Consider the following 26,249-nt stretch of genomic DNA (forward strand, 5'->3'; position numbering starts at 1 on the left):
CGGCCATTCTAAGATATATCGCGAGTAATGGCGAAGATCCCCGAGAATTTGCGCAAGCCTGCGTTTTGCTGAACCCGAACCAGTCAAGCGCTCATGCCTCGACGAACTCGACGATATTGAGAATGCTCAGCGCTGTATCGTTCTGGTCCTTGATCCGAGCCAGAGGTTCGTCACAAGCAGCTCCAGCAAATGTACGTGGAGGGCCTGGTCAACAGTTTTAGTGTTTTGGGGGATTTGCCCGACCCCGCTTTTGGGGTGGTTTCGAGAGTTTTGCGTGTTGTTCTCTGTGGGCCGTCGGCGCCTCCCCGAAGAGGGGAGGCGCTTCAGCTTGAGGAGCCTGTTGATCTATCAGGCGGATACCCGGTCCAGGCGGTCAACGCTTTACCATCAAACGGTGAATCGGCTGATCAGCACGCCAAATGAGGTCGCGAGTCGCGACAGTTCGGCGCTCGAAGCGCTGGTTTGATGAGCGCCTGTAGCGGTTTGTGCGGAAAGGTCCTGGATGTTGACCAGGTTACGGTCAACCTCACGTGCGACCTGAGCTTGTTCTTCAGCAGCACTTGCGATGACCAGGTTCTTTTCGTTGATGATGGAAACACCCTCGGTGATGCTGTCCAGGGCCTGGCCGGCCTCAATCGACTGGGCCCGTGTATCGGCGGCCAGTTCCTTGCTTTTGTTCATCGCGAGAACGGCTTCTTCAGCGCCCGAGCGGACCTGTTGCATCATCGATTCGATGTCCGCCGTCGAGGCCTGGGTCCGGTGGGCCAGCGCGCGCACTTCATCGGCCACCACGGCGAAGCCACGACCCTGTTCACCCGCCCGGGCGGCTTCGATGGCCGCATTGAGGGCCAGGAGATTGGTCTGCTCGGCGATAGCCCTGATCACTTCAAGCACTTTTGTGATCTCGTTGACGCGGGTTGCAAGCACTTCAACCTTGCCGGTCGAGTTGGAAATCTCGTCCGCCATTGCTCCAACGGAGTCAACGGCTCTGCGCACTTGATCGCGGCCTTGCACGGCACTGCGACTGGTCTGCTCGGAGGCTTCTGAGGCGCCTGTGGCATTGCGGGCAACTTCTTCCACTGCCGCGGTCATTTCGTTGACTGCGGTTGCGGCTTGCTGAATCTCGTCATTCTGCCGCGTCATACCCCGTGAGCTTTCTTCCGTAACGGCGTTCAGCTCTTCGGATGCAGAGGCCAGCTGATCAGCAGCACTGCCGATCTCCTTGACCGTGGCCCGCAGATTTTGCTGCATTTTATCCAGCGCGTTGAGCAGCGCACTGACCTCGTCACGACCGCTGACCTGAATGCTTTTGGAAAGGTTTCCTTCCGCTACTTCCTCTGCGCTGTGTACAGCGATGGAAAGGGGGCGGGTGATCGAGCGGGTGATGATCATGCCCAGCGAGACGGCCGCGAGGAAAGCGATCAGCACCCCGATGCCCAATGTCCAGTAAGCGCTGGTAGTGGCGGTCTCGGCTGCGTCGGCGGCTTCACCGCTTTGACGATAGTTGGAGGCAACTATGACTTGCAGCTGATCGATAATTCTCTTGGATGCCGGAGAAAGCTGCTGCTGGAAAATCTGCGTGGCGCTGTCAAGGTCGCCGGCTCTTGCCAGGGCGATGACCTTGTTCGCCCCCTGGACATAGGCCGGCCAGTCCTTTTCGAACTGATCGCCCGCCACGCGCTCGTCATCGGCGAGAGGCGTCTGACGGTACTCCTTGAAAAGCCGCTCAACTTCCCGCTGGTTTTCGGACATGGACTGTACGGCCGATTCGAACATCCCTGAATCTGCCTTGGTGTACTTAAGAAGCAGCGCCGCATGCAGATCCTTGGAGTATGCAAAAACACCGGCCCGAGCATTGCCCGTATTGTTAACGGACACCAGGTTATTGCTAACGATTGCGTTTATTGTTGTTTTTAGCGATGCGATACCCGAGCGTCCCAAGAGCCCCACTCCCAGTGTGATGATGGCGCACACCACAAATGCAGAGATTAATCGCGTGGAAAGCTTGATGTTGCGTAATGCGTCCATAGGACCCTCGACGAACTCTTAGTTGGCTGGCCCAAGCTGACTTGGGTTTACATGTATCCGCCGAGATCTCTACTAACTTTAACGACGAGCCGATTATTTTTTAGAGTATTCGTTAACTGGTTAAGTGTTTTTTCTGCAAGAGGACATAGGTTTAATTTGGAACTAGCGTGCAATATTAACGGTAAGTTTCCGTCAGGGCTCCTAGTTGGCGTCATGGACGATATCGATGTAGCGCCAATCAAGGGTTGACGCCCAGGGCTGCGATGCTGCGGCCAGTGGCACCGATGCGAGACTTCTTGCCCGAAAAATCGGGGCTGTGTATCGGCAGGGTGCGTTCGCAGGCGGCCCCGGGGAGTCTGCGCAAGACCTCGGCCATCGGAGGGCCGCCGATACCCAGGGCTTCGCGTGCACGGGCGGCATTGCGGCTGGTGCTGAAAAACTGTCGGCTTGCATCGCGGAGGAAGTCTCTATCTCGGTAAACTTGTTTTCCACGCAATTGAGTGCCGAGACCATTACGAGTGATCCAGCGATTCGTCCACTGATTGTTTTTGCACTCGAAGCATTCAAGCACAAGATCGAGGGGCAAGAGGCGAACTAGCGTTGCCAGTACAGAGGTGTGTTGCGCAGTTGCGTTATTCTTGATGCCACGGTGGGTACGGTGACTTCTTCAGATGCTTATTAACGACCATCTATTTACCGCTAGTTGATCTGAAATGGACTTTTTGCCCGCGGCGGCCAGTTTAAATTTTTACCTATCTATTACAATCGCTACACTAGAACTTGAACCGTACTATCCATAAGGTGGGAACGTGAAGCGTGACACACGCTTGGTTGTGCTTTTGCTGTTGGTCGTTGGTTGCTCCCTGGCGTCATTGACTGTCTGGAAAGTGTGGGCATCTCGAGAGCAGGTATTGAGGGATGTGAATGTCCATAGCTTGAATCTGACCCAGGCGCTGGCTACCTACTCCGAAGGCATTGTCCGCCAAAGCTCGGCGCTTTTGCTCGGGCTCGTCGAGCGCCTGGAAACCGAAGGGAGCGGCCCCACACAGATTCAGCGCCTGAGTAAGTTGATCCGCCGGCAAGAGTCGCTGATGCCACAGCTCAGTGGCGTCACCATCTACGATAATCAGGGCCGTTGGTTGATGTCTTCCAATCGGCCCATTCCTGCCGGGGCGAACAGCAGTGATCGGGCTTATTTCATTCATCATCGCGACGATCCATCCCGTGAGACCTTTATAGGGCCGCCCATCCAGAGCCGTACCAATCAGGAGTGGGTGATCACCCTCAGTCGGCGTTTCAATGATCCGCGCGGCGAGTTTGCCGGAGTGGTGGCGGTGACCTTGGGGATCGAAAACTTCCTGCGGTTGTTCGGCAAAATCGATGTCGGGCAGGAGGGGGCCATCGGCTTGTCCAATACCGATGGTACGTTGCTGGTTCGCTATCCCTTCCGTGAGCAGGATATGGGGCGCAACTTTTCCAAGTCGCCGATCTATGCCAAGTACCTTGTGGATCGATCCGTCGGTACCGCGTCGTTTACCTCCAGCCTGGACGGTGTCGAGCGCCTTTATGCCTTTCGCAAGAGTGACCGGCTGCCTCTGATCACGACCGTTGCACTCGGCAAGCGAGAGGCCCTTGCCGCGTGGCGTATGGAGGCGCTGTTGTCGACGGTCGTAGTGGCGGGGCTGCTGGGGCTTACCGCGCTGATCGGTTGCTTCTTGATTCTGGATATTCGCCGGCGAACCGAGGTTGAAGGCCAGTTGCGAGGCGCCCAGCAGCAGTTGCTCTCATCCAATCGCCAGTTGGAGTTGCTGGCCATGAAGGATCCCCTGACGGGGCTGGCCAATCGGCGCTGCTTCGACGAGAGCCTTGCCACCGAAGCGCGACGTGCACAACGTGCCAATGCCTCCTTGGCTTTGATGATGATTGATATCGACCATTTCAAACTGTTTAACGATTCGCTCGGGCATGTAGCCGGAGACGCCTGCCTGCAGGCGGTTGGCAGAGTCCTGGAGGAGTGTGTGCGACGGCCGTCGGATCTGGTGGCCCGTTATGGCGGCGAGGAGATGGGCGTCATCATGCCGGATACCGACAGCGACGGTGCCAGGATAGTGGCGCAACTTATTCTCAGTCGCTTGGAGCAGGAGAACATTGCGCACACCTCCAGCCCGTTGGGACGTGTGAGTGTCAGCATTGGCATTGCGGCCGCCACGGGCGCGGAACTGAATCACTTGCAAGGACTGATCGAGGCGGCAGATCAGGCGCTGTACATTGCCAAGGCATCGGGACGTAACCGCTTTGCCGAGGCGAAGGTGGAGTAGGCGCTGCCAGGCAGGTTCAGCTGTCGGAAGTGATAACCGGGTCTTGAGTGGCTTCAGCCGCCAGTTTCAATCGGTCGGCCTTGCTGATGTAGGTCGACTTCTTTTTCGGTGCCAGTTTGGCGCTGGCCTTCTTGGCGTTGGCCTTCAGCAGTTGGTTTATTTTCTTGCGGCGATTCATCGTTGTTACTCGGCGGATAAGTTGCCGGATGATATCAGCTAAGGGGATTGGGCCGTTCACCCGTGCCGAGTACGGGGCGCACCGGGTTGGCTGGCGGCCCAGGTCTGTTCGGCAGTCCTGGTCCTTGCCGTTGATCACGCAGGCCCAGGTGATGATGTCGCGACCTTGGGTGTTGAAGGTGACAAAGAGAGTCCAATGCCCCGGTCGGGGCAGATGGCCTGTGGCGTGACACTGTGCCGCACTGGCGCAATCGCAGGCTGTGGTCTTTGCTGTTCCGGGCCCGTTGGCGGGAGTGCTGGCGAGAGTTGCAGCGCGCCTTGCCAAGGGCGTGCATCCGCCCCCTGAAACAAGGGGAAAGCGCGGATCGTGATCATTGTCTCGACCAAGGAGGTCAGGTTGAAAAGAAAAATGCTGGCGGCATCGTTGCTGCTGTGGATGTTCTCGCTGACAGCGCAGGCGGACTGCGCGGTGCTCGGGCCTGGGGAAGATCCCTGTGCCGGTCCGGTGCTCGGCCCGACGGTCTGCGAGTGCCCTTGATGACTGTCCGTGCCCTCGCCAGGGCACATGGACGATTGGATGACTGACCAGGAGGTCGCAAATGAAGAAAGTGTTGTTGGCGGTATTGCTGCTGTGGGGTTTCTCCCTGACTGCCCAGGCCTCGTGCCCGGTGTTCGGCCCATCCAAGGATCCGTGCAGCGGTCCGGTATTCGGTCCATCGACCTGCGAATGCCCTTGAGATAGTGGCTACGGCAGGCCCGGCGCCGATCGGGTCTGCCTGCTCAGCTGGTAGACCGGCAGGTGCCGAAGCATCTCCGACAAGTGCTTTACAAGTGGGCAATCAATTGCTGGTGATAGCCACTTTCCTCGCTCGGGGCCGGGTAGCGGCTTTCATCGATCAGCGAGCGCAACTGCTGTGAGTGGCTGGACTGCCTGAAGGCGACCTGGCATTCGGCAGCGTCGAAAAAGCCTCGCAGCAATGGCAGGGCCAGAGGCAGCAGCGCAGGCTCTATCTTCAACGAGACGCTGACGATATCCAGTTGGTCGGTGGGGTCTCGGTACAGATCGATGACCAACAGGCTCTGACTCCCAGTACTCGGATAGACATGCACATCACCCGTACCGACCGGGGTGTCATCGAAGTAGCGGGTGTATAGCTGGCCAATGTCGAGGGCGATGCCCAGGGTACTCAATGCTGCCGCCAGGTCGGCGTTGGGCAGGTGCCGGTCTTCGACCCAGGTGACGAAGTCGGGCATTGAGACGCAGATATCGAACTCATTGGCGCAGATGATGGGCGTCACTGGAAAGCCTTCCTGATGGTGGAGGGCGGCTAGCCTACCACCTGGGCATGCGGCCTATGCAACCACCGCGAACGTGCGGCCTCCCGTTGCTGATCGATCGAGCGAAGCCGCTCAAGGTGTGGCGCGCAACCCCGGTTGTCCTGTAGTTTTCACCGGGGTCGGCGACAGTCTGCAACCCAGCCGGCCAGGCGCGGACGTTGGGAGTTCCGTGCATCTCAATCCAAGGAAAGTGGCCCCAGATGACTCAGCTCATTGATTTCAAATCCATCGTTGCAGCGGCGCAACGGATTGATGGATCGGTAACTCGCACGCCGACGGTCAACAGTTTGGTGCTCAGCGACAAGGCGCGGCGGCCGGTGTTTCTCAAGCTGGAAAACATGCAGGTCGGGGGTTCGTTCAAGGCCCGTGGCGTACTCAACAAGTTTTCGGCGTTTGCCGAGAATCTCGGTGACAACCACTTCGTTGCCGTCAGCGGCGGCAATTTCGGGATTGCCATCGGCGAGGCGGCCAGGAGCTTTGGCGCCAAGGTCACGGTCATCATGCCCGAGAGCGCGCCTTCCTCATCGGTCGAGCGAATTCGCGCCAGTGGCAGTTCGGTGCTGATCGAAAAAGACGTTCATGGCGCATTTGCCCGAGCCAAGGCGCTTGAGGAAGAGGGCTATGTGGTTATCGACGATTGCGCCGACACCCTGATCGCCGAGGGGCATGGAACCCTGGCCCTTGAGTTCATTGCCGACTGCCCGTCCCTGACCGACGTATTCGTCGCGGTGGGTGGCGGGGCGATGCTGGCGGGAGTGGCCACGGCGTTGAAGGCGATCAAGCCCGAGATCCGTGTCTGGGGTGTCGAGACCGCCGGCGCAAGCTCCATGCATCAGGCGTTGCAGGCAGGCAGACCGGTGGACGTGGACATCAGTTCTGTCGTCTCGACCCTGGGTGTTCCCATCATCGATGAGCTGATGTTTGCCCACGCTCGTCACTATCTGGAAGACGTGGTCGTGGTTTCTGACCATGACGCGATCAAGGGCATGGTTTGCTTCGCCCAGGACGCCAGGCAATGGGTTGAACTGGCTTGCGGAGCGCTGGTTCCGGCCATGCTGGCCACTGCGCCGACGCTGCCTGAGGACGCGGTCATCGGTCTGGTGGTCTGTGGCGGCAACATATCCCTGCAAGACATGACGAAGTGGGCTGCCTACGCGGGAATATCCTGAGCCTCCCCCAGTATTTCTCCGTGCATCAGGAGCGGCGTTTCGGGCCATTTATGGCCCGTCGGGCCGATCCTGTGGCGTCAAGCTCATCCCGGCCAAAGAACTGAAAGCACAGAAGCATGGACAACCGAACCGACATGCAGCGCGTGATCGTTGCCTTCTTGTTCATCATCGTGGCGTTAGGCGGCATCGCCTTCGTGGGCTGTTTGGCTGTGCCCGCAGGGTTCTTCCCGGGCCTTGGTGCAGTCCTGGCGATCATGGCGCTGGGGATCACCTGCCTGCTGTGCTACCCGCTGGTCTTCGCCTATTGGATGGTCAGCGGCAGGGCAACTGGAATGCGCGACCTGTTGATTCTCCATAGCGTGGTGTCAGCAGGCTTTGTCATCTGGTACCTGATGATGGTATTCGGCTGAAGGGCGAGGGTGTCCCGACAGTGTGCCGGGGCTCTCCCCGCGTCGCGCTGTGGCGCCGAGAGGATGGCCAGAGCGGCCATTCACCACGGGTGACGAATCAGCAAAGGCTGTCGGTGGCACTGAGCATGGGCAGCGCCGGCAGGCTCGTGTCGCGAATGGCCGCTTCGAGCTTGTCCTGATAGAGGCTCAGGATGGAGTAGTCGAGTTTCTGGGTGATGCTGGCGCCGCCTGCGCAATTTTGCAGCAGCTCCTCCAGCGCGCCGGCCACCAGGTCGGCGGTGACTTGCAGGACATTCAAGCCAAACGGGCTATCGACAATGACCAGACTCGTTAAATCGTACATACAACCTCTGCGGTCACTGTGATCAACAATAATGGCTATGAGCCATCACTATTTTAACTAAGCCGCCGCCGGGCTGTCACTGTGCGAGCGCGGTGGCGGCGGTTTTTTGTGCGGTGAATTTCCTGCACCCGGAGGCCGCTCTGTGTACCATTCGGGCCCGCGTAACAATCAGGTTCGATCGGCATGCTGATACTGACAAAGGGCAACCACCAGGGCCTGAGGATAGGGCCGCGCTGGCCGTCCTCAAGGGTCATGGTGGACCACCGGGCCTTTGCACAACTACTTGAGGTTCAGTCCAGGCTGCCGTGCTCTGTGCAACTGCTGGTGACCCGTGGTTACGAGCACAAAAGCAGCTACCTGGGCGCTTTCAGGAGCCTGTCACGCTGGCTGGGCATCCGCCTGTTCTGCTGGTGTTATCCGCAACGCAAGCAGGAACTTGAGGACATCTTCGGCTCCAACGGCCACGATGTGGATGGCACTCATGTCGATGTGTCGATCGTCCTCGACGGCAAGCGCTTGCGTTTCCTGCCTCTGGGCGTCTTCACTTCGCCGGCGCGCCAGAACCGGCGCCAGGCGCGTTACGCGGCGCTGGTTGATGAAGTCAAGGAAACCCTGAGGCAATGTGGCTTCGAGATCCACCGCAACCCTACGGAAAGCCTGCAGATCCATTGCGACTACAAGGCTTGAGCGTGTTCAGTGCCGCCTCGGCCATGCAGCGCCGAGGGCGCTTGCCGATGCAATTAATAAGGATGTTACGTGTTGCGAAGTCTGTTGTTGCTGGTCCTGGCCCTGGGGCTCAATGGGTGCACGGCCTTGATTGCCCGTACCACTCCCTACACCTGTCCCTATATCGGCGTGCGCATGGACTGGGCCCTGGCGAAGGAAAACAACGGGGTGCTCTGGCCATTGCTGGCGCTGGATGCACCGTTTTCCGGCGTGGTGGATACGCTGATGTTTCCTTTTGAGCATCAGTACAGCTGCTCGCTTTGATACGTGAGGGCAGACAGCGTGCCGCTGTGAATGGGGAGCCGCTACTGTGTGAAAGCGCTTTGCCAACTGATCTGCGGGCTCCTTCGAGGTGCAATGCCGTCTACATTGGAGTGTGACAGAAGCCTTCTGAAGAGCATTGATATGCACAAGTCCAATCGGCTGGTTACCACTCTTGCCTGTCTTTTCCTGATCACGGCTTCTCCTCTGGTCTTGGCCGACCCGGGCGGTGGCAAGGGCCAGGGCCATTCCAGGTCTGACTCCGCCGATGAACACGGGCACGGCAACCAGAACGGACACGGCAAAGGTAAAAAGTCCGCGTCCGAGGATTGGCAGCACGGCCCCAGCATCGATCGTGGCGGTGTCGTGGGTATTCTCGGCGGGCATCGTGATTATTGGAGTCCTGGGCCGGCATTGCCTCCCGGCATCCAGAAGAACCTGGCCCGTGGCAAGCCTCTTCCTCCGGGAATCGCCAAGAAACTCGACAGCCGGCTGCTTGGCCAACTGCCTCGCTATGACGGTTACGAATGGCGACAGGCCGGAACAGACCTGATCCTGGTGGCCATTGCCAGCGGGATCATCTACGAAGTGCTGAATGACGTCTTGAACTGAGGAAGGCTGCCGAGGTTTCAGCCCATCGCGGCTGCAACCTCGACATGGGGCCCGCCGGTTCGACGGTTATTCCCAGCGCTTGAACAGCACGCTGGCATTGACCCCGCCAAAACCGAATCCATTGGACAAGGCGTATTGCATGGCCACCTGACGTGCCTGGCCGCTGACCAGGTCAATTCCCGCAGCGTCGTGGTCGGGGTTTTCCAGGTTGAGCGTGGCCGGGGCGATCTGGTCGCGCAAGGCGAGAATGGTAAAGATCGCCTCGATCCCGCCGGCCGCGCCCAGCAAATGGCCAGTGGCGGATTTGGTGGCGCTGATGGCCGGGCCACGGCCGCTGCCAAATACGCTCCTGATCGCTGCCAGCTCGCCTTTGTCGCCCACGGGGGTGGAAGTGGCATGGGCATTCAGGTGCTGTACCTGGGCAGGCTGGACGCCGGCCTGACTCAGTGCCTGCTGCATGGCGCGCCGGGCGCCGTCGCCATCTTCCGGACCGGCAGTCATGTGGTAGGCGTCGGCGCTGGTGCCATAGCCCACCAGTTCGGCGATGGGTTGCGCGCCTCGGGCCAGGGCATGCTCCAGCTCCTCGATGACCAGCAGACCGGCGCCTTCGCCCATGACAAACCCGTCCCGGGCCTGATCGAAGGGGCGTGAGGCACGCTCCGGCGTGTCGTTGTAATCGCTGGACAAGGCACGTGCAGCGGCGAAGCCGGCCAGGCTGACCTGGTGAATCGCCGCTTCCGCTCCGCCACAGACGGCGATATCGATTTCTCCGGCGCGGATCATTCGTGCCGCGTCACCGATGGCCTGCACCCCAGCGGCGCAGGCAGTGACAGGCGCACCCAGCGGTCCCTTGAGGCCGTGGCGGATCGAAACGTGGCCGGCGGCCATATTGCTCAGGAATGATGGAATGGTGAATGGCGACAGACGCCGCGGGCCTTTGCTGTCGCTGGTGCGCACGGCATCGGCAATGGCCGGGAAGCCTCCGACTCCCGAGGCAATGATGGTGGCGGTCCGTTCCTGGGCGGCGGCGTTATCGGGTTTCCACTGCGCCTGGGCCAGGGCTTCTTCCGCCGCGGCCAGGGCAAAGAGAATGAAGCGGTCCATCTTGCGCTGTTCCTTGGGCGTCAGCAGACGGTCCGGATCGAAGCCGGCCTGCGGATCCTGCTGCGAGTCGGGCACCTGGCCGCCAATGGTGGTGGACAGGCCCTGGATGAACTCCTCCGGCAGTTGACGGATGCCGGACTGCCCCGCCAGCAGGCGTTGCCAGACTTGCTCGACGCCACAGCCCAGGGGAGTGATTGCGCCCATGCCGGTGACTACGATGCGTTTACTCATACGGGTCCTGCTCCTTCGCTTGTTTGGGGGAACAACGAAACGTGGACGATACTATCATCATGAAAGTAACATTCGGATCCACAAAAACCGAGGTGCACTGCAGGAGCCCGTCATGCAACGAAAAAGTCTGATCGAAGCCGAATGTCCGATCGCCAGGAGCCTGGAGCGGGTCGGCGAGTGGTGGAGCATTTTGATCATGCGCGACGCGCTGCATGGCTTGAGGCGTTTCGACGAGTTCTCCCGCAGCCTGGACATTGCCCCGAACATGCTGACCAGGCGCTTGAACGCCCTGGTGGAGGCCGGGTTGCTGGAGCGCCGCGCCTACAGCGAGCGGCCCTTGCGCCATGAATATGTGCCGACCGCCAAGGGTGAGGACTTTCGCGTGGTGTTGCTGGCGTTCGTGGCATGGGGCAACCGCCACTTCGCTCCCGAAGGCGAGAGCGTGCAACTGATCGAGCGTGAAAGCGGACGACCTGTGCAGCCGGTCATGGCGGATAGGGTCGACGGGCATCTGGTGGCGTTGCAGGATTGCACCGTGCAAGCCGGGCCCGCCGCCAGTGCCAGCATGCGCCAGCGCTTTGCGTCTATGAGGGATTGAGCGCGCCGGGGGTGGGCTGATTCTGCGCCACGCCCGCCTCAGCTTGGGGCGCCGGTTGCTGAGACTCGATGGCCGGCATGGGACCGCTCGCGGCAGGGTTCGGGCTGGTGGGGATCAGTTTGCCGACCACGTAGCCGCTGTGGCTGATCAGGGCCAGCAACAGCAGGGTGGTGTGCAGTTTCGGCAAATCCTGCAGAACCCAGTAGCCGGACCCCAGGCTATGACCGACGGCTGCCCCATACACCAGGATCACCACCAGGGTGATCAGCAGCATCTGCAGGCGCGGCAGGTCGACGATGGTGCCGTTGCTCACGTCTTCACCGCGAATCAGATCGGCCAGTCGCGCATCCTGCGGATTAGCCTTCATCAACACCTGGCCATTGGCCGATGGCATGGAAGCGAGGTTCTGGCTGTCGAGCAACTGCTGGCCGGTGCTGGCCAGCGCTCCGCTGTCGGTAGGTTGCTCGGCTTTACGGCTCAGGGCCATGGGCGCGCTGACAAAACTGGCCAGGCTGAACCCCATCAACGTGATCAGGTTGTAGTCCAGATCCACCATCAGCGCCGTGGTGGCATCGCCGCGGACAATGTTCGCGATGTACACCGTGTACAAGGTGGCCAGCACCAGCAGGGTCCACAGGCTCATCTGCAAACGCGACAGCGAGTAGCGATTGCGCTCGTCTATCAGTACCCCGAGGACGCGTCCGCGAATGCGCAGGCCGGCCAGCACGAACAGCGCGGCCAGGCCCAGCAGGCAGCAGCCCCAGGCGCCCAGTCGAGGCCAGTCGAGGTGGGGGGCAAACGGCGGGTAGGTGGTGGGGCGGGTATGACCGAGGAGGATCACCGCGGGGACGATGGCCGCCAGCAGCACGGCCAGGGTACGCAGCAGATAAGCATGAGCTTTCACGGTGGCAGGCCCTCTCCCTGTGTGGGCGGCTCATGTCCTGGTCTGCGTGAGCCGCTTTTGTACGGGCGGCGGGGCTTTTGGCGAGCGTCCCGGCGCCTGCTCTTGTGTATAGCGAATCCTGGTGCGGGCGACCGGCCGTTGGTCGGGTGCCGGGGGCGTCAGCGAGGAGGTTGCCCGCGGCGCCAGCTCGGGTGGAAGTGGCGCCAGTGAGGGTCCTGGGCCGCTGCCAGTAGCTCGTGGTCACCCCGGGTATCGCCCCAGGCCCGGACACGGTATTGGCTCAATGGGCCGTAGACGCTTTCCAGGCGCAGTACCTTGTTCTGGCAACGGCAATTGCCACCTGTGATATGTCCGGTCAGCACGCCGTCGACCACCTCCAGTTCGGTGCCGATCAGTTGGACCCCCAGGCGCGTGGCAAAAGGTTGCAGGACCAGGGCCGGCGAGGCCGAGCACAGGGTCACCCGCGCACCGGAGCGCAGTTCGTCGGCCACTGCCTGCAGACCGTTTGGACGCATCAGCCGGCTCCAGGATCGCCGGCAGAACGCTTCGGCCTGTTGTTGCACCCATGTCGCCTCGACACCGGTCAGAAAGGTGCGGATCAGTTGCGCCTTGAGCTGGTCGCGGTCCATCCGCCGGGCCAGATACTCCAGACTGGGCAAGGCCAGCCTGAGTATTTGCCGGTTGAAGCGCTGCTTGCCGAAGGCAAACCGCAGGAAGGGCACGAAGCTGTCATGGCGGGTGAGGGTGCCGTCAAAGTCGAATACCGAGAGCACCTGGGCGGCATCGGCATCGGCATCGGCGTCCACGGCCAGGGTGTCCAGGGTGGGCGCAGGCGTTTGACCGTCTGCCGTCGAGGGAATCATGGGCGTGGGCGCAGGGGAGTGGGGCGGCATGCTGATCTCGGTGGTTGGGGCGGCCTGCTGGTGGGGCTGCCGGGGGTGCCAGGGTTGGCAGCAGTTTACGCCTTGCTGCCGGCCGGGTGCGGATCGCCGGTGATTCACCAGCGCAGCATGGGGAGGGGCTTCCAGGGGCGAGTCAGGCATTGCTTGGCGGACAATTGAACCAGCCGCAGATGAAAGCCCGCGTCAGGAAACGCCGAAAAGACCTGCCGCCGTGCGTCCCGCGGGATGCCGAAACTGATCAGCCCCAGGGAGACATCGATCCAGTCGGCCCGCCGGAAGCTCTCCACCAGGCTGCCTGGATGCGCCGTGGCGGCACCGATCTTGTGGTGCAGTTCGATCATCGCCAGCACTTCGCTTTTCCATTCGGGCCTGGCGATTTCATCCAGATGGGCCTCGGCCAGCTGTAGTGAGGGAGGCAGGTAGTCAAAGGTGCTGGCGGTCCAGATCCCCAGGTCGTGGAAGGCGCCGGCGATGGCCAGTTTTTCCAACTGATGGGCGTTGGCGTCGACCAGCAGATTGCAGAAATTGATGACTCGGTACACATGGTTGCGATAGCCGATGAAGTCCTTGCCCAGCGCCGGGCGATGGCGCTGGAGCAGTTCATCCAGAGGTTGCAGGCGGGTCAGAAGCATTGCCTCTTCCTTGTAGGACCGTCGCCTGAGCGCGGTCGTCAATGTCCGGATAACCGTGTTAGTTCGCAGTGGCGGCGCGGCTGCGCGCTCTTTCAACCATGGCCACGATGGTGGCGCGCAGTTCTTCCTGGGCGTGTTCGGGGCTGATTTCTCCCAGCGCCGCCGCGTGAGAGAGCGCTTCGGCGGCACCGAGCATTGCCCGCAAGCCGGCCGTGGTCAGCCTGGCACCGGCGGCGAAGGGCTCCAGGTTGGCGCGGCACTTTTCCAAAAATAGCCGCTGGTAGTCGCGCTTGATGGCCTCCAGTTCCGGTGAGCTGGCCAGGGCCGCGATGACCCCCGGTATTTCCCGGCCCTGCAGCAGCACGCACTCCACATAAGAGCTGGCAATGACCGCGGCGCGGGCGGCCAGGGTCGGTTCGCAGGCTTCCAGGGCCTGATCCATCAGCGCGGTCTGGCGCTGGTCGAAATCCTCATAGAGCGTCGCCAGGAGCACTGCGCGGGTGGCGAAATGGTCGTAGACCACCGGCTTGGTGACCTCGGCCTGTTCCGCCAGGTGCCCCAACGTCAGGGCTTCGGTGCCGTGCTCGCGGACAATCTGCCAGGCCACGGCCATCAACTGTTGCAGGCGCTGTTCCCGGGACAGGCGGCGTCGCGGTACCGAGGCAGGGGCGGATTTCTGGCGGCTTGACATGCTTATATACCAAAGGTAACTTAAAGGGCGTAACTTACTAAAAGTATATAGATCCTGGTTCATCCTGCGCAATCCGTCCTTTGGAGTACTCGTCATGCACGCTCTCATCGTGGTCGCTCATCACGACCCCAAGTCCCTGACCCACAGTCTCGCGCGGCAGATTGCCGAGGGGCTGGGGCGCTCTTGCGAACACTCCTGCGAGATTGCCGATCTGTGGGCTGAAGGATTTGACCCGCGTTTCACCGCCGCCGATATCGCGGTGCATCGCACTCAGCTGCCGCCTCCTGCGGATGTGCTCGCCGAACAGGCGCGTATCGACCGTGCCGACGCACTGGTGCTGGTCTATCCGGTGTACTGGTGGTCCATGCCGGCGTTGCTCAAGGGGTGGATCGATCGGGTTTTCGCCAATGGCTGGGCCTTCGATTTTCGAGCTGACGCCAAGCTGGTGAAGAAACTCGGACAGTTACAGGTGCACCTGCTGGGTGTGGCTGGGGCCGATGCCGGTACTTATGAGCGGCATGGTTATCGGCAGGCGATGCAGACCCAGATCGATCACGGCATCTTCGACTACTGCGGAGCCCGAGTGCTGAGCTCGCAATTGCTCTTTGATTCTGAGGGCGGCGAGGTGATCCCGGCTCTGGAACAGGCGCACGCGCTCGGACAGGCACTGTTCAGCGTCAGCCAGGCAAGCGAGTCGGCGTGAAGGTGAAAGGCGGCGTGGGAGGGGCAATGCGGGGGACGTGGTCGATGGGGTTGAGGTCTTTCAGCCCCAGCAGCACCAGGCAAAGGTGGTCAGGCAGAGCACCAGGGGCAGGGCGTCGAGAAAGTCATTCATACCAGCGCACACCATTGAGAACGGTGCCGGCAATTTATGATGGGCAGGCACGTCTGTCTGTTGCGATTCTGTGAATTTTCAGCGCACTTTTGTTTAAGCCTGGTGACGCTTGCGCGGAGTCGCCTTTCACCAGGAAAAAGCATTGGAGAGCGGGCCTGAAAAAACCAAAGACTCAAAAAAAGTGTGGATATTGAATGACTTAGGTGATTATATTTGCGTTTTTTTTCTCAAAATATCTTGTTACAGAATGTACTGTTCCGTTACTATAGCCCTGCGTTCACCTACCACGGTTTATGCATTTTTAGTCCCAAGTGTCCATCAGCTACTTGGGCTTTTTTTTGCCTGAAATTTGACCTCGCCGCCCATTGTCACGGCACATTTCCTTTGCCGGACTGACAGTCGGGCCCCTTGCAGGGCCCGTTGGTCGAACATCAGGCCGCAGGGTGCAGGACGATATGCAGTCCTTCATCCGCCTGCGGAGGCACGAAGTAGCGGCAGATCAACGCGAACTGCTCCTCGCTGGTGCTGAAGGGGTGGTCGCCCCGCTCGTTGCGCTCACGCAGCCGGGTGCGGCAGGTGTCTTCGTCCACATCCAGAAAGTGCAATCGATGGGCGACTCCGGCCCGATCCGCCAGGGCCCGCAATCCGGCGCGCTGGGCAAGGGTGTTGGCCGGAAAATCCAGTACGACACCGGTTCCAGCCTGGAGTATGGCGATCACCAGCGGCTCCAGCACGTCTTTCAGGCGTTGGGCATGCTGCAGATAGTCCGCGAGCGAGTGAATCTGGCCTGGATACAGCCGTGCCAGCCACTGGTCTTCGCTGATCAATACACTGCCGCTAGCCTGTGCCAGATGACTGGCCAAGGTGGATTTGCCCGAGGCGATCTTGCCGCATAACAGGTGCAGCGTGGCGGGGGAGGATGAGTTCATGTTGTGTCTCCTGGGGGGGGCGTGCCTCAGAAGAGCGGTCATGAACCCGCCTTCGAGGCGGGTTGGTTGCGGTTTGGACAGCCGCTAGCCCACCTGGCTGATGCAGGTGGTAATAATCGCGGTGCGCCGATGCCAAAGATTCCGGTTCATGGGCTGGAACTTACACAGTGGAGGGCCGAAAACCTAGAAAATATTCGTGCAAATCCATCGATGACTGCAGGCTCGGTGGCAGGTGGCAATAGCATCGAGGAACTGTGAGGCAGTTATCATTTCTTGTGTGTTTTTCGACACACACGCTCAGATGCTGACCTATCCTCAACGGGAAAAACTCACCCCATCTCACACAGGCGAGACAGCCATGCTCTCCACCAGCGAGCTTTGTCACATACTGGAGTCCGGCTTTCTCCCCCTTTCCTGCGCCTGCAGCCTGGCTGCCAATGGCGCCCTGACCATCAAGATCTACGATGCCGAAACGGGGCGAGTGGACCTGTTGCTACCCGGGGTTTCCACCGCGGGACTCACCAGCGTGCGAGACATTTCCAATCTGATCGGCGAGTTGCGCACCGAACTGCGGGCCGGGCGCAGGGCCTTTGCCGGTGGTTTCACCCATCATGCCGGCTGAATCCGCACAGCCAGTGATTGCTGACAGTTGAACATGTTATTGAGAACGCATAGCGTTGTGCCGTTCGCCCGGTATCTATGACTCTTTACCGGTTCATGGATGGCGAGGTCATGTGTACTGGGCGAACTCCATTGGTCAATCGGCGAGTTTTATCGGCGCCAAGGCCATGTTTCCTCCCCCCTGCCTTGTTCTTCGCATCGGACGCATTGCCCGGGATATCCCATTTGCCAGCCATCGCAGGCACCACTGGATTGATTCGATATCAAGGACGGCCTTCATGAACGTCGGCAATACGCGCCCTGGTAATTACACCTGCGCCCAGCTGTCCAAAGTGTTGGAGCTCAATCGTGGCGTTGCGCAAGTCAAGGGCGCTGAAGTTCGCGATACGCCAGTGGTAAAGCAAGTATTTTCCACCCAACTGGAGCGCGAACAGGCCGCAACCAAGGACGAAGCGCTCAAGCTCAAGTTATCGCTGAGTTTTTCGGCCGAGGCCTGACCCTTGATTGCCCAGCCACGCCCCGTGCGTTCATCCGCGCTGCCCGACGCCCGCTTCAAATGCGCTGCCGCTTGATGATAAGTCGTTAAAAATCAGTTGGTTAGCTATGGATACCATGTTAGTCTTGCCGCCGCCGACGCGGGTGCCGAGCTGCATGGCGGTCTTGTTGTCGGTAGATGAACGGATGCTGTAGATCCCTGATTTAGCGTGCTTTTTCACTGGGTTTTAGTGAGCGCAGAAGCGTTTTTTTTGCAGACTCCGTTCTTGCTTCACCTGGGCTGGATGTATATATTCCTCTCCCTGCTTCAAGCACTGGACGGGCTGATGCCTATTTACAGCTCCAGTGCCGCGTGATCGCGCTACCGCCCGAATGGCGAAACTGGTAGACGCATGGGACTTAAAATCCCCCGCTCGTAAGGGCGTGCCGGTTCGATTCCGGCTTCGGGCACCATCTATTTCAAGGGCTTGCGTAACGTATGTTATGCAAGCCCTTAGTTATTTTTTCCGCAATCAAAAAACTTTTCCGTAATTCGCTTATTTCGTCGGCGTAACTTTGGCTCCGCGACGCCTGCGAATGTACTGCTCTGTCATGCTCACAGTGGTGTGTCCAAGTTGGTCGCGCGTCTCGCGAATGCTCCCTATAGATTCTTCTTTGTCCGTGGCCGCCTTGGCCCGCAGGTCTCGCATTTGGAACTCTGACTTCAAAATTCCGGCGGCTTCGCGAGCGTCGTCAAACCGCTTTCGCAGCATGCTCTTTGTCATAGGCTGTCCATCCTCCATCACTACAAGCCGAGTAGATCTCACTCTGTAGCCCGCTTTCCTGGCCGCAACCGGCGCGGTCTTTCCTCGTTCCCATAGATATTGCTGCACATGTTGCGGCTCAATATCCTCGAGCGGTGCCGGTGGGTCATTGAAGAAATCGAGTAGGTTTTTCAGCTAGCGCTTGTTGGACTCTTCTGGACCAGTCCTGTCGGAGTGTGACCAGTCCGCTGAGTTTTACGACTCAGCTGGCTTGGGCCGTGACGGTTTTGTTGAACTTAGGTAACTTGGCATTTTCCCTTCACGGATGACGGATTCATGCCAAGAACGAATCGTGTTGCAAAAAATGCCCTGAGCATCTCGCTGCTGGGCCTACTAGTCACTAGCACATTGGCCTTGGCGGAAACTCAAAAGGTGACCGATCTGTTACGCAGTGGCTATGAGATCAAAGCCGCCTACCAGTCGCCAGCAAGAGTTGGCACGGTTCACTTTCTAATATTGCAAAAAGGCTCGTCTGCGTTCCAATGCATGAGCTACGGCTCCGAATTAAGGCCGAAATTCTACGACTATTCCAACACCTACTCTTGCGCAGAAGTTCAGGATCTGATTCCCGTCCAGCCTAACCTTGGGCAATGAACCAACAGTGCATTTACGGTTACTGGACCAAAGCGTGGTGCTCGGCGCTGGCAGTCCGGGATGAACGCTTGCAACGTACTGGCTTTCTGATCGCTGAACAGGTGCAGCCACCCGGTTGTTGCTGCGATCAAGAACGACGAGCGCGCACTGTGAAGCAAGTGCCTGGTCAAACCACTCGCGGAAAACGGGTGCCTGATAGCGCATTGGGCTTGGATGCTGGGCCCAAACCAAGGGATCGGATGCGACGTTGCACAGCGACTCGAAGTCTGTGGCCTGCAGCGGGCGCAGTTCTAGCGACTCACCCACAATTGACCGTGGCACGGGTAGCGATTTCATCATTTGTCCTTTGGGTTGGACGGTGGTTGTTCCTTCCACCGTCATCAGGCCGTGGGACATGAGAATAGGCGGCCCGCAGTTGAGTGCGGTACTGAGTGATCGGCTTTGATAGGTAGAGGGCGCGCTGTCCTGGGCTGAAGTGGCGCGGCACTGGCAAAAGACCAACATTGATCAGCGTGGAGCAGGGCAATGACGCGTGAGCAGGTCCGCGTCGGCCCTGGGGCAAGGGGGCGGCCTTCAGGGCGACGTTGCGATGGCCAGGGCCAACTGTTGATCGGTCATGTGCGGCTGGCCGTAGGCCGAGTGGTAGTAGCGCACGGCTTGTTCAAGTTGGGCGCCGCGAATCTGGCCATCCGAGCCGATGAATGCGAGCGCGTCGGCCTTGGCCGATTTCATGCTTCCCGGGCCGTAGACCGTTAGCGCAGTGGTTCCGCTAACAGTCAGGAGGGGGGCGACCGTCGTGATGAACATCGCTTTTTCGACGGGATCATTATTCTCGTGGGCCACCACTGAAGTGCTGGCCAATGCCAGCAAAACCACTGCCAGTGTTTTCGTTGAATCCATTCCCGACCGCTTCCTGCCATCTGGTTGAAGGGCGCAACCATAACAGGGAAAAGGGGGGGCGGGTACGAGAAGCCCGGCGCTGGACCGGACCCGGAGGGGAGGCCGGCCAGCGCCCCGCCGTTGTTCACCGCCTCACCACTCGCGGGCTTGAACACGGGCTCCATCTGTTGCGCTCGATGATTCCTGGCGTTGGCGAAGGCGCTGCGCCACTGGAGCCACGCGAAGGCTTCGGTCGCCTTTACCTGGACAACGACAGCGGTACGCCCCAGACGGGATCCTCCATGCCTTGCTTGCCCAGCGGTGTGATCTGCATGGGCTGGAGCCTGGACAAAAGTTGCCGGTGCTTCTCGCTCAGGCTGCGTTGCTCAATGAGATTCTGGGCAAAGCTCATCGGCGCCGGCCAGGTGTAGATGGTCAGGTTGTCGAGCGGACACTCGATCTTCCGCGGATCGACCGCCCGGCACTTGGACTGTTGGTACTTGTAGCCAGGGGTCTTCAGGTGCATGCGCGGGGCCAGCAGCAATTGCCCGCCTTGCAGGGTGAAGCTGGCGAGCGCCTTGTCCACCGGCAAGCGCGCCTGGACCTTGATCGCGGGAACGTCGCGCGAGTCGGTTTGTTGGTAATAGCCGGCCGGTGCACCCGCGGTCGTCTGGGTATATTGCTGTTCACCCCAGCTCACGCAGGCTCCCGACGCCCTGAGCACGGCGGTACAGACCGTCTCGGTCTTGGTCTCGCTGCCGTAGGTGGCGTCCTTCCAGACCTCTTCTCGGTAGTACTCGCGATACAGCTCGGGGGACAGGTACGCCGTGCCGTTGGCGCCACGGCCGGAACCGGGCGGGCCGCTGCGGGCGCCGACCTGGTCGAGCAAGCCGCGGATCTGGTAGTCATCGCCGCCGGTCAGCAGGTATTTGCCGGGCGGCAGGATGTGCACTTCGAAGGCCTTGAACAGATAGGTTTCACCGGGTTTTCGCTGCAGTGCATTGGTCTGGAACTTGCGGCCGAAGGTCACCTTTGGATCCTTCTCGTATTCCCAGATCGCCGTCGGCGTCCATTGCGTCATGGTCAGTGCATCGCTCAGCGACTTGTGTGGCATCACGTCGGCCACCAGCACCACCGCCATGTTCGCCTTGAGCGCTGCGTCCACCTGGTCCAGCAGCTGCGCGTAGCGCGGATCGTCCATGCTGCCGTAGGCGCCCGAATCGAGATCGGACATGCAGCCGGAGAGGGAAAGGGTAAGCAGCAACGCGGCGGGGAGGGCAAAACGCGGCCGGAACAGTCTCATGTATCAATCCTTGATAAGCGTTGGCATGGGGGGCTGGAGCGGAAATATTACTGCGTTGAGGGACGAGCACAATATTCAGCAGCGTTTATCGGACAGCATGCAAACGTGCTGGAAAACGGCGCCAACTGCTGTAGACGTTGCACCCCGAGCGCGGATATCCACCGCGCCGCGCAGGCAATCGGCGAGGCGGGGGACTAGGACGACAAGGCCACAGACTCAATGGCGTGCTTGGCCTGGGCGATGCTGAAGGCGCCCGGCAAGCTGGCGCCGTTCTTGGCGGCAAGGATCTCGGCCATCACGCTGACGGCGATTTCCGCAGGTGTCTTGCTGCCGATGTAGATGCCGATCGGTCCGTGCAGGCGCTCGAGTGAGGCCGGGGTTTCACCAAAATGCTCGATCAGGCGTTCGCGGCGCAGTTGGCTGTTGCGCCGCGAGCCGATGGCGCCGATGTAGAACGCCGGGCCGTGGAGGGCTTCGAGGAGTGCGAGATCGTCGAGTTTGGGGTCATGGCTCAAGGCGACGATGCAGGTTCTCAGGTCGACGGCAAAGTCGCGGACCACGTCGTCGGGCATGCCGATGATGCGCTCCACGCCCTGTACCGCCCAGGTTTCGATGTATTCCGGACGAGGGTCGCAAACCGCGACCCTGAAGCCGTTGAACAAGGCCATGGTGGCCAGATACTCGGCCAGCGCGCCGGCGCCGATCATCAGCAGCCGGTACGCCGGCCCCAGGGTATTGAACATCTGCCGGCCGTCGAAACTGAACTGCTCGGGTGTCGCCGTGGCGGTCAGCGTCACCTCATTGCTGGCCAGTGTCAGGCCCCGGCGTATCAGGCGTCCGCTGTCGAGCGCAGCGAGCAGTTCATCCAGCGATGACCTCGACGGGTTGAATTCGAGAACCAGTTGCAGGGTGCCGCCGCAGGGCAAGCCGAAGCGATGGGCGTCGTCGGCGCTGACGCCATACTGCACCACCTCAGGCACGCCGTCCTTGAGCCCGGCGCCGCCATGGACGGTGCAATAGCGATGGATCAAGTCGTCCTCGATGCAGCCGCCGGACACGCTGCCTACCACCCGCCCATCCCCACGCAAGGCCATCATCGACCCCACTGGGCGCGGTGAGGAGCCCCAGGTGCGTGCCACCGTGACCAGCAACACCGGTTCCGCGGCGGCGCGCCAGTCTCGTGCGGTGCGCAGGACTTGCAAGTCGATGCTTTCCATCCGGCTCTCCTCTAGCGCATGTGCAGGATGATCGGGCTGCTGCTGGCCGGATCGGTGTGCCGACGCAACTGGCTCACTGCCTGGGCCTGGACGGCGCTGCCGTGATTGCCCCAGGCGCTGCGCACGAAGGTCAGGACCTCGGCGATCTGCTGATCCGACAACTGTTCACGCAAGGCCGGCATGCGATAGGCGTCCGGCACTCCCGCGGCCACGACACGCTGCGAAGCGTTCAGGGTGATGTTGATCGCCGAGGCGCTTTCCCCGGCCAGGGCAGAGGTCGCCCCCGCCAGCGGCGGTATCCATTCGGCTTGCCCCTTGCCGTCCGGGCCGTGGCACGAGGCGCAGTGCGTCAGGTAGGTGTGGGCGCCAGGAGCGTCCAGCGCCGTCGCGGTCGACAGCTCTTGATACTGCCAGGGCGTACCGTCGCGCTGGCGATCCCCGGGCAGCGACTTGAGGTAACGGGCAATGGCCATCAGGTCCTGATCGGTCATGAACTGCGTGGAGTTGTTGAACGCTTCGGTCATCGAGCCATAGACCACTGCGTGCTCATTGCGGCCAGTCTTGAGGAACTGCACGATCTGCGCTTCGCTCCAGCGGCCCAGGCCCGTGTTGTGGTCGCCACGCAGGCTTGGCGCATACCAGCCATCGAGCAAGGCGCCAGCGAGAAACGGCGCTGCGGACTCATCCAGCGCCTTTTCATTGAACGCCAGGCCCCGAGGCGTATGACAACTGCCGCAATGTCCGGGGCCCTGGACGAGGTAAGCGCCGCGGTTCCACACATCGTCCTGCTTCGTTTTGGCCACGTAGGGCTCAGCGTCGACGAACACCGCGTTCCACAGTGCAATCGGCCAGCGCAGGTTCAGCGGCCAGGGAATGGCGCTGGGGATGTTCGCCTGTCTGACCGGCGCCACGCCCTTCATGAAGAACGCGTACAGCGCCCGCACGTCGTCGTCGCTGAGCTTGGCGTAGGACGGATAGGGCATCGCCGGGTACAAACGGCGGGCGCCGGGTGCCACGCCGTGGCGCAGCGCCCGGTCGAAGTCCGCCAGGCTGTAGTGGCCGATGCCGGTTTCGGTGTCCGGCGTGATATTGGTCGCATGGATCGCGCCCAGCGGCGTGGCCATTTCCAGGCCACCGGCGAACGGCGCGCCGCCCGGCACGCTGTGGCAAGCCACGCAATCGCTGAGCCTGGCGACGTATTCGCCGCGGGCGACCAGCGCCGGGTCGAGCTCGGCCGCAGTGATCGGGTGGCTGGCAAGAGGCGAGGCGGGCTGGCGAGTGACGTACCAGGCCAGCAGGCCGGCCACGACCAGGCATGACACCGTCAGCCAGCCAGCGGTTCTTGCGAATCGGCGGTTATTCATGGACGCTCCGGCGTTGATCAGGTGAAGGTGTGTCGGCTCATGGGCAGGCTGCGGACTCGCTGCCCGGTCAGTGCCGCCACCGCGTTCGCGACGGCCGGCGCAACCGCGGGCAACGGCGGTTCGCCGATACCGCCCATCTTTTCCCCGCTCTCGACGACTCGCACATGCACCCGTGCCATCCGCGCAGGCGGCAGGATCGGATACAAGTCGTAGTTGCGAGCCCGAGGCTTGCCATCGACCCACACCGATTCCTCCACCAGGGTCTGCGACAGCCCCAGCGCCACGGCGCCGTTGACTTGAGCCTCGACAATTGCCGGGTTGACGATGCTGCCGGGGTCGATCGCCTGCCAGATGTCGTGCACCTTGACCTGCCCGTTCTCGATGGAGACTTCGGCGATCACCGCGGTCTGGGTGCCGAACGGCGACGCCATGGCCACGCCCCGTGCCCGCCGGGTGCCGTCCTCGGCGGTAAAGGGCCCGCGCTTCCAGCCCCCCGACAGTTCACCCACCGCCTGCAGCAGGGTGGTCAGGCGCTGGTTGTCACGCAGCAAATGCAGGCGCAGTTCGAAGGGGTCCTTGCAACCCTTGTCGGCCAGCTCGTCAAGAAAGGCTTCGTAGAAGAAGTCGTTGAGGGAGTTACCCACCGAACGCCAGTAACCCAACATGGCCGGGCCCTTGACGTAGATCTGCGCTATCCGCTTGTGGGGGATCGCGTAGGACTTGCCCGACAAGCCTTCCAGCGCCGTGGGGTCGAGCTTCTCACCTTGGCGGCCGGCGAGGGCCTCGGTCGGCCCCTCGGTGGCGCTGATGGCTTCGATTGCCAGGGGCCAGCCGTCGTTATCCAGCGCGGCGCGGAAATTCACCGCCGCCACCGGACGCAGCACGTCACGCAGGAACTCTTCCTCCCGACTCCAGATCAGTTTCACCGGGCGGCCAACCGCCTTGGACAGCTCGATCGCCTGGGGATAGGGGCTGGCTGAGTCGTAGAGGAAATGCCGCCCGAAGAATCCCCCCAGCAATGGCGAATGCAAGGTGATGCGCGACGGATCCAGCCCGGTGCGCTTGGCGATGTCCGCCAGGAACATGTCCGGCGCCTGGTTCGGCAGCCAGACCTCCAGCGAACCGTCGGGGTTGAATCTGGCCAGGGCAGAAGGCGGTTCCAGCTGCCCGTGGTTCAGGTATTGGTTGTGGTAGGTGGCGTCGATCCGGGTCTTGGCGGCGGCCAGAATCGAAGCCACGTCGCCCTGGTTTTCGTCGTCCCGGGCCGGGCCCTTTTCACTGGCAAGGCGCTGGATCCAGCCGTCGCTGGAAAAGTCCTTGGGCATCGGCCGCACCTTGCTGTCGGCCGATGGCTCCAGCCAGTCGACCTGAATCGCTTCCACCGCGCGCCTGGCGTGCCACCAGCGCTCGGCGACCACCGCCACGGCGCCCGGCAGACGATGCACGGAGTGCACGCCTTTCATCGCCTTGACCTGCTCTTCGTTGCGCAGGCCGCCCACGGTCATGCCCAGGCGGGGGGCATGCTGAACGGCGGCATGCAGCATGCCGTCGACCTGCAGATCGATGCTGTAGAGCGCCTTGCCCGTGGATTTGTCATAGGCGTCGACGCGCTTGACCGGCTTGCCGATCCAGCGGAACCGGCTCGGGTCGCGCAGTTGCACCGAGGCAGGATCGGGAACCGGCAGGTCCATCGCCCGCTCGGCCAGTTCACCGTAGGTCAGCGAGCGGCCCGACGCGGCATGCAGCACCTTGCCAGGCTCGGTGCTCAACTCGCTCACCGCCACCCCCAGCTGCAATGCACCCGCCTGCAGCAGCATGGCACGGGCCAGGGCACCGAGGCGGCGCATCACCGGGTAACTCATGCGCACCGACATGCTGCCGCCGGTGATGCGCATGCCGTTGTCCATGACCACATAGGCCTCGCCGGGTGGCGCCGCCTCCACCAGGAAGCTCGCCGGATCGGCGTCCAGTTCTTCACCGACGATCTGCGCCATCGCGGTGAACGTACCCTGGCCGCCTTCCATGAACGGGCACAGCAGGCGCACGCGGTTGTCCGGGCGGATTTCCAGAAATGCCGGAACCTGGGTGCCGCGCGCGGCAGTCGCCGCCGCCTGCACTCGGGGCGACCCCAGCGGCAGGCCGAACCCCAGCACCAGCGCGCCGACGGCGGTGCCGGTCAAAAAGCGCCTGCGCGACAGATTGACCGGATCCTGCAGGGCCAGCGCCGCTGCCTGGAGGGAAGGATCGATAGCGGGCTTCATGCCGGGGTCCTCCTGCCGGCCAGCTCATGCATGGCGGCATGAATGGCGTTGTAGGTTCCGCAGCGGCACAGATTGACCATCGCCGCCTGGATCTGCGCGTCGCTCGGCTCGGGGTTCTGCTTGAGCAGCGCCGTGGCCGCCATCACCTGTCCGGACTGGCAGTAGCCGCACTGGGCGACCTGCAGGTCGACCCAGGTGGCGACGACCCGCTTGCCCACGGCATCGGCTTCGATGGCCTCGATGGTGGTGACCTCGCGGCCGACCACCCCGGCCACCGGCGTCACGCACGAACGCACCACATTGCCGTCCACCAGCACGGAACAGGCGCCGCACTGCGCCAGCCCGCAACCGTACTTGGTGCCGGTCAGGCCCAGATCATCGCGGATCACCCACAGCAAGGGCGTATCGGCGTCGGCGTCGACCTGATAGGTCTTCTGGTTGATTCTCAGTTCCATGGCTCACCCGCTGGATCATCGGTTGAAGGTCATTGTTGTAGGGGCTGGC

Annotated in this window: 32 protein-coding genes and 1 tRNA gene; 14 read left to right on the forward strand and 19 right to left on the reverse strand. The window is 61.4% G+C overall.

The window, feature by feature from the left end; translation table 11 throughout:
* Positions 1-387 precede the first annotated feature (387 nt).
* Together ACMGG8_RS17435 and ACMGG8_RS17440 are read right to left on the reverse strand one after the other, a co-directional pair.
* A complete protein-coding gene (locus ACMGG8_RS17435) occupies positions 388-2,028 on the reverse strand; it encodes a methyl-accepting chemotaxis protein (protein WP_060839720.1) in 1,641 nt (546 codons plus the stop codon).
* A 238-nt stretch (positions 2,029-2,266) separates the two neighbouring features.
* Positions 2,267-2,614: a hypothetical protein gene (locus ACMGG8_RS17440; RefSeq protein WP_414158014.1), complete on the reverse strand. Its 348-nt coding sequence runs from the start codon at positions 2,612-2,614 to the stop codon at positions 2,267-2,269.
* Between the two features lie 223 nt (positions 2,615-2,837).
* On the opposite strand from ACMGG8_RS17440, the gene ACMGG8_RS17445 reads away from it, so the two are divergent.
* Entirely contained in the window at positions 2,838-4,346 is a 1,509-nt protein-coding gene (locus ACMGG8_RS17445) for a diguanylate cyclase (protein ID WP_060839718.1), read from the forward strand.
* A 16-nt stretch (positions 4,347-4,362) separates the two neighbouring features.
* Here ACMGG8_RS17445 and ACMGG8_RS17450 read toward each other — a convergent pair whose 3' ends face one another.
* On the reverse strand, positions 4,363-4,524 hold the full coding sequence (locus ACMGG8_RS17450) for a DUF2986 domain-containing protein (RefSeq protein ID WP_108545480.1): 162 nt from the start codon (positions 4,522-4,524) through the stop codon (positions 4,363-4,365).
* A 396-nt stretch (positions 4,525-4,920) separates the two neighbouring features.
* On the opposite strand from ACMGG8_RS17450, the gene ACMGG8_RS17455 reads away from it, so the two are divergent.
* Entirely contained in the window at positions 4,921-5,061 is a 141-nt protein-coding gene (locus tag ACMGG8_RS17455) for a PA0050 family protein (RefSeq protein ID WP_003083582.1), read from the forward strand.
* 61 nt (positions 5,062-5,122) lie between these two features.
* Positions 5,123-5,260 carry a PA0050 family protein gene (locus tag ACMGG8_RS17460; protein ID WP_016966878.1) on the forward strand — a complete coding sequence of 46 codons (138 nt, stop codon included), beginning with the start codon at positions 5,123-5,125 and terminating at the stop codon, positions 5,258-5,260.
* Between the two features lie 88 nt (positions 5,261-5,348).
* On the opposite strand, the gene ACMGG8_RS17465 is transcribed toward ACMGG8_RS17460, so the two are convergent.
* Positions 5,349-5,822 carry a hypothetical protein gene (locus ACMGG8_RS17465; protein WP_060839717.1) on the reverse strand — a complete coding sequence of 158 codons (474 nt, stop codon included), beginning with the start codon at positions 5,820-5,822 and terminating at the stop codon, positions 5,349-5,351.
* A gap of 239 nt (positions 5,823-6,061) precedes the next feature.
* Here ACMGG8_RS17465 and ACMGG8_RS17470 point away from each other — a divergent pair, with 239 nt between their 5' ends.
* Both ACMGG8_RS17470 and ACMGG8_RS17475 read left to right on the forward strand, forming a co-directional pair.
* A complete protein-coding gene (locus tag ACMGG8_RS17470) occupies positions 6,062-7,030 on the forward strand; it encodes a threonine ammonia-lyase (RefSeq protein ID WP_414158015.1) in 969 nt (322 codons plus the stop codon).
* A gap of 116 nt (positions 7,031-7,146) precedes the next feature.
* Positions 7,147-7,440, forward strand: coding sequence for a hypothetical protein (locus ACMGG8_RS17475; protein ID WP_060843864.1), 294 nt, complete (start codon positions 7,147-7,149; stop codon positions 7,438-7,440).
* A 97-nt stretch (positions 7,441-7,537) separates the two neighbouring features.
* Here the strand turns inward: ACMGG8_RS17475 and ACMGG8_RS17480 are convergent, their stop codons facing one another.
* Entirely contained in the window at positions 7,538-7,783 is a 246-nt protein-coding gene (locus ACMGG8_RS17480; RefSeq protein WP_060839714.1) for a hypothetical protein, read from the reverse strand.
* A 183-nt stretch (positions 7,784-7,966) separates the two neighbouring features.
* Here ACMGG8_RS17480 and ACMGG8_RS17485 point away from each other — a divergent pair, with 183 nt between their 5' ends.
* The 3 genes from ACMGG8_RS17485 to ACMGG8_RS17495 all read left to right on the forward strand — a co-directional run bounded on the left by ACMGG8_RS17485 (position 7,967) and on the right by ACMGG8_RS17495 (position 9,382).
* The gene (locus tag ACMGG8_RS17485) at positions 7,967-8,470 is read left to right on the forward strand and encodes a hypothetical protein (RefSeq protein ID WP_060839713.1); all 504 of its coding nucleotides are present in this window, start codon (positions 7,967-7,969) and stop codon (positions 8,468-8,470) included.
* 69 nt (positions 8,471-8,539) lie between these two features.
* On the forward strand, positions 8,540-8,773 hold the full coding sequence (locus ACMGG8_RS17490; RefSeq protein WP_060839712.1) for a YceK/YidQ family lipoprotein: 234 nt from the start codon (positions 8,540-8,542) through the stop codon (positions 8,771-8,773).
* Positions 8,774-8,914: 141 nt separating this feature from the next.
* Entirely contained in the window at positions 8,915-9,382 is a 468-nt protein-coding gene (locus ACMGG8_RS17495) for an anti-virulence regulator CigR family protein (RefSeq protein WP_060843862.1), read from the forward strand.
* Between the two features lie 66 nt (positions 9,383-9,448).
* On the opposite strand, the gene fabF is transcribed toward ACMGG8_RS17495, so the two are convergent.
* Positions 9,449-10,717, reverse strand: coding sequence for a beta-ketoacyl-ACP synthase II (gene fabF / locus ACMGG8_RS17500; RefSeq protein ID WP_414158016.1), 1,269 nt, complete (start codon positions 10,715-10,717; stop codon positions 9,449-9,451).
* A gap of 112 nt (positions 10,718-10,829) precedes the next feature.
* Here fabF and ACMGG8_RS17505 point away from each other — a divergent pair, with 112 nt between their 5' ends.
* Positions 10,830-11,315, forward strand: a complete 486-nt coding sequence (locus ACMGG8_RS17505; RefSeq protein WP_414158017.1) for a winged helix-turn-helix transcriptional regulator — start codon at positions 10,830-10,832, stop codon at positions 11,313-11,315.
* On the opposite strand, the gene ACMGG8_RS17510 is transcribed toward ACMGG8_RS17505, so the two are convergent.
* The 4 genes from ACMGG8_RS17510 to ACMGG8_RS17525 all read right to left on the reverse strand — a co-directional run bounded on the left by ACMGG8_RS17510 (position 11,302) and on the right by ACMGG8_RS17525 (position 14,444).
* Positions 11,302-12,219: a hypothetical protein gene (locus tag ACMGG8_RS17510; RefSeq protein ID WP_414158018.1), complete on the reverse strand. Its 918-nt coding sequence runs from the start codon at positions 12,217-12,219 to the stop codon at positions 11,302-11,304. The genes ACMGG8_RS17505 and ACMGG8_RS17510 overlap by 14 nt on opposite strands.
* Before the next feature lie 158 nt (positions 12,220-12,377).
* Positions 12,378-13,112, reverse strand: coding sequence for an HAD family hydrolase (locus ACMGG8_RS17515; RefSeq protein ID WP_414158019.1), 735 nt, complete (start codon positions 13,110-13,112; stop codon positions 12,378-12,380).
* A gap of 104 nt (positions 13,113-13,216) precedes the next feature.
* Positions 13,217-13,753, reverse strand: a complete 537-nt coding sequence (locus tag ACMGG8_RS17520; protein ID WP_108545474.1) for a hypothetical protein — start codon at positions 13,751-13,753, stop codon at positions 13,217-13,219.
* Between the two features lie 58 nt (positions 13,754-13,811).
* The gene (locus tag ACMGG8_RS17525; RefSeq protein ID WP_108545473.1) at positions 13,812-14,444 is read right to left on the reverse strand and encodes a TetR/AcrR family transcriptional regulator; all 633 of its coding nucleotides are present in this window, start codon (positions 14,442-14,444) and stop codon (positions 13,812-13,814) included.
* Positions 14,445-14,538: 94 nt separating this feature from the next.
* Between ACMGG8_RS17525 and ACMGG8_RS17530 the strand changes: the two genes are divergently transcribed.
* Positions 14,539-15,147, forward strand: a complete 609-nt coding sequence (locus ACMGG8_RS17530) for an NAD(P)H-dependent oxidoreductase (RefSeq protein WP_060839704.1) — start codon at positions 14,539-14,541, stop codon at positions 15,145-15,147.
* A 563-nt stretch (positions 15,148-15,710) separates the two neighbouring features.
* Here ACMGG8_RS17530 and ACMGG8_RS17535 read toward each other — a convergent pair.
* A complete protein-coding gene (locus ACMGG8_RS17535; RefSeq protein ID WP_414158020.1) occupies positions 15,711-16,208 on the reverse strand; it encodes an AAA family ATPase in 498 nt (165 codons plus the stop codon).
* 358 nt (positions 16,209-16,566) lie between these two features.
* On the opposite strand from ACMGG8_RS17535, the gene ACMGG8_RS17540 reads away from it, so the two are divergent.
* Together ACMGG8_RS17540 and ACMGG8_RS17545 are read left to right on the forward strand one after the other, a co-directional pair.
* A complete protein-coding gene (locus ACMGG8_RS17540) occupies positions 16,567-16,830 on the forward strand; it encodes a DUF1652 domain-containing protein (protein ID WP_060839702.1) in 264 nt (87 codons plus the stop codon).
* Between the two features lie 277 nt (positions 16,831-17,107).
* The gene (locus tag ACMGG8_RS17545; RefSeq protein ID WP_414158021.1) at positions 17,108-17,326 is read left to right on the forward strand and encodes a hypothetical protein; all 219 of its coding nucleotides are present in this window, start codon (positions 17,108-17,110) and stop codon (positions 17,324-17,326) included.
* A 30-nt stretch (positions 17,327-17,356) separates the two neighbouring features.
* Here the strand turns inward: ACMGG8_RS17545 and ACMGG8_RS17550 are convergent, their stop codons facing one another.
* The gene (locus ACMGG8_RS17550) at positions 17,357-17,545 is read right to left on the reverse strand and encodes a hypothetical protein (RefSeq protein WP_414158022.1); all 189 of its coding nucleotides are present in this window, start codon (positions 17,543-17,545) and stop codon (positions 17,357-17,359) included.
* A gap of 145 nt (positions 17,546-17,690) precedes the next feature.
* Between ACMGG8_RS17550 and ACMGG8_RS17555 the strand changes: the two genes are divergently transcribed.
* A tRNA-Leu gene (locus ACMGG8_RS17555) sits at positions 17,691-17,777 on the forward strand.
* A gap of 83 nt (positions 17,778-17,860) precedes the next feature.
* Here ACMGG8_RS17555 and ACMGG8_RS17560 read toward each other — a convergent pair.
* Entirely contained in the window at positions 17,861-18,196 is a 336-nt protein-coding gene (locus ACMGG8_RS17560) for a tyrosine-type recombinase/integrase (protein ID WP_414158023.1), read from the reverse strand.
* Between the two features lie 207 nt (positions 18,197-18,403).
* Here ACMGG8_RS17560 and ACMGG8_RS17565 point away from each other — a divergent pair, with 207 nt between their 5' ends.
* Positions 18,404-18,721: a hypothetical protein gene (locus ACMGG8_RS17565; RefSeq protein WP_414158024.1), complete on the forward strand. Its 318-nt coding sequence runs from the start codon at positions 18,404-18,406 to the stop codon at positions 18,719-18,721.
* A 573-nt stretch (positions 18,722-19,294) separates the two neighbouring features.
* Here ACMGG8_RS17565 and ACMGG8_RS17570 read toward each other — a convergent pair.
* From ACMGG8_RS17570 to ACMGG8_RS17595, 6 genes are all read right to left on the reverse strand, one after another.
* Positions 19,295-19,621 carry a DUF2388 domain-containing protein gene (locus ACMGG8_RS17570; RefSeq protein WP_060843823.1) on the reverse strand — a complete coding sequence of 109 codons (327 nt, stop codon included), beginning with the start codon at positions 19,619-19,621 and terminating at the stop codon, positions 19,295-19,297.
* 238 nt (positions 19,622-19,859) lie between these two features.
* Positions 19,860-20,903 carry a hypothetical protein gene (locus ACMGG8_RS17575; RefSeq protein WP_060843822.1) on the reverse strand — a complete coding sequence of 348 codons (1,044 nt, stop codon included), beginning with the start codon at positions 20,901-20,903 and terminating at the stop codon, positions 19,860-19,862.
* A gap of 194 nt (positions 20,904-21,097) precedes the next feature.
* The gene (locus ACMGG8_RS17580) at positions 21,098-22,120 is read right to left on the reverse strand and encodes an XdhC family protein (protein WP_235760088.1); all 1,023 of its coding nucleotides are present in this window, start codon (positions 22,118-22,120) and stop codon (positions 21,098-21,100) included.
* A gap of 11 nt (positions 22,121-22,131) precedes the next feature.
* Positions 22,132-23,484, reverse strand: a complete 1,353-nt coding sequence (locus ACMGG8_RS17585) for a c-type cytochrome (RefSeq protein ID WP_060839624.1) — start codon at positions 23,482-23,484, stop codon at positions 22,132-22,134.
* Between the two features lie 17 nt (positions 23,485-23,501).
* Positions 23,502-25,745 carry a molybdopterin cofactor-binding domain-containing protein gene (locus ACMGG8_RS17590; protein WP_414158025.1) on the reverse strand — a complete coding sequence of 748 codons (2,244 nt, stop codon included), beginning with the start codon at positions 25,743-25,745 and terminating at the stop codon, positions 23,502-23,504.
* Positions 25,742-26,200 carry a (2Fe-2S)-binding protein gene (locus ACMGG8_RS17595; protein WP_060843818.1) on the reverse strand — a complete coding sequence of 153 codons (459 nt, stop codon included), beginning with the start codon at positions 26,198-26,200 and terminating at the stop codon, positions 25,742-25,744. Before ACMGG8_RS17595 ends, ACMGG8_RS17590 begins: the two co-directional genes overlap by 4 nt.
* Positions 26,201-26,249 lie beyond the last annotated feature (49 nt).

Origin of the sequence: Pseudomonas sp. BNK-45, from assembly GCF_047456255.1 — a bacterium.
GTDB lineage: Bacteria > Pseudomonadota > Gammaproteobacteria > Pseudomonadales > Pseudomonadaceae > Aquipseudomonas.

Coding starts and splice junctions, on each gene's coding strand:
- ACMGG8_RS17435 (WP_060839720.1), bottom strand. CDS start 2,028: ATGGACGCATTACGCAACATCAAGCTTTCCACGCGATTAATCTCTGCA.
- ACMGG8_RS17460 (WP_016966878.1), top strand. CDS start 5,123: ATGAAGAAAGTGTTGTTGGCGGTATTGCTGCTGTGGGGTTTCTCCCTG.
- fabF (WP_414158016.1), bottom strand. CDS start 10,717: ATGAGTAAACGCATCGTAGTCACCGGCATGGGCGCAATCACTCCCCTG.
- ACMGG8_RS17545 (WP_414158021.1), top strand. CDS start 17,108: ATGAACGTCGGCAATACGCGCCCTGGTAATTACACCTGCGCCCAGCTG.
- ACMGG8_RS17530 (WP_060839704.1), top strand. CDS start 14,539: ATGCACGCTCTCATCGTGGTCGCTCATCACGACCCCAAGTCCCTGACC.
- ACMGG8_RS17495 (WP_060843862.1), top strand. CDS start 8,915: ATGCACAAGTCCAATCGGCTGGTTACCACTCTTGCCTGTCTTTTCCTG.
- ACMGG8_RS17580 (WP_235760088.1), bottom strand. CDS start 22,120: ATGGAAAGCATCGACTTGCAAGTCCTGCGCACCGCACGAGACTGGCGC.
- ACMGG8_RS17565 (WP_414158024.1), top strand. CDS start 18,404: ATGCCAAGAACGAATCGTGTTGCAAAAAATGCCCTGAGCATCTCGCTG.
- ACMGG8_RS17450 (WP_108545480.1), bottom strand. CDS start 4,524: ATGAATCGCCGCAAGAAAATAAACCAACTGCTGAAGGCCAACGCCAAG.
- ACMGG8_RS17525 (WP_108545473.1), bottom strand. CDS start 14,444: ATGTCAAGCCGCCAGAAATCCGCCCCTGCCTCGGTACCGCGACGCCGC.
- ACMGG8_RS17535 (WP_414158020.1), bottom strand. CDS start 16,208: ATGAACTCATCCTCCCCCGCCACGCTGCACCTGTTATGCGGCAAGATC.
- ACMGG8_RS17585 (WP_060839624.1), bottom strand. CDS start 23,484: ATGAATAACCGCCGATTCGCAAGAACCGCTGGCTGGCTGACGGTGTCA.
- ACMGG8_RS17470 (WP_414158015.1), top strand. CDS start 6,062: ATGACTCAGCTCATTGATTTCAAATCCATCGTTGCAGCGGCGCAACGG.
- ACMGG8_RS17475 (WP_060843864.1), top strand. CDS start 7,147: ATGGACAACCGAACCGACATGCAGCGCGTGATCGTTGCCTTCTTGTTC.
- ACMGG8_RS17570 (WP_060843823.1), bottom strand. CDS start 19,621: ATGGATTCAACGAAAACACTGGCAGTGGTTTTGCTGGCATTGGCCAGC.
- ACMGG8_RS17480 (WP_060839714.1), bottom strand. CDS start 7,783: ATGTACGATTTAACGAGTCTGGTCATTGTCGATAGCCCGTTTGGCTTG.
- ACMGG8_RS17520 (WP_108545474.1), bottom strand. CDS start 13,753: ATGCTTCTGACCCGCCTGCAACCTCTGGATGAACTGCTCCAGCGCCAT.
- ACMGG8_RS17590 (WP_414158025.1), bottom strand. CDS start 25,745: ATGAAGCCCGCTATCGATCCTTCCCTCCAGGCAGCGGCGCTGGCCCTG.
- ACMGG8_RS17540 (WP_060839702.1), top strand. CDS start 16,567: ATGCTCTCCACCAGCGAGCTTTGTCACATACTGGAGTCCGGCTTTCTC.
- ACMGG8_RS17515 (WP_414158019.1), bottom strand. CDS start 13,112: ATGCCGCCCCACTCCCCTGCGCCCACGCCCATGATTCCCTCGACGGCA.
- ACMGG8_RS17505 (WP_414158017.1), top strand. CDS start 10,830: ATGCAACGAAAAAGTCTGATCGAAGCCGAATGTCCGATCGCCAGGAGC.
- ACMGG8_RS17575 (WP_060843822.1), bottom strand. CDS start 20,903: ATGAGACTGTTCCGGCCGCGTTTTGCCCTCCCCGCCGCGTTGCTGCTT.
- ACMGG8_RS17595 (WP_060843818.1), bottom strand. CDS start 26,200: ATGGAACTGAGAATCAACCAGAAGACCTATCAGGTCGACGCCGACGCC.
- ACMGG8_RS17485 (WP_060839713.1), top strand. CDS start 7,967: ATGCTGATACTGACAAAGGGCAACCACCAGGGCCTGAGGATAGGGCCG.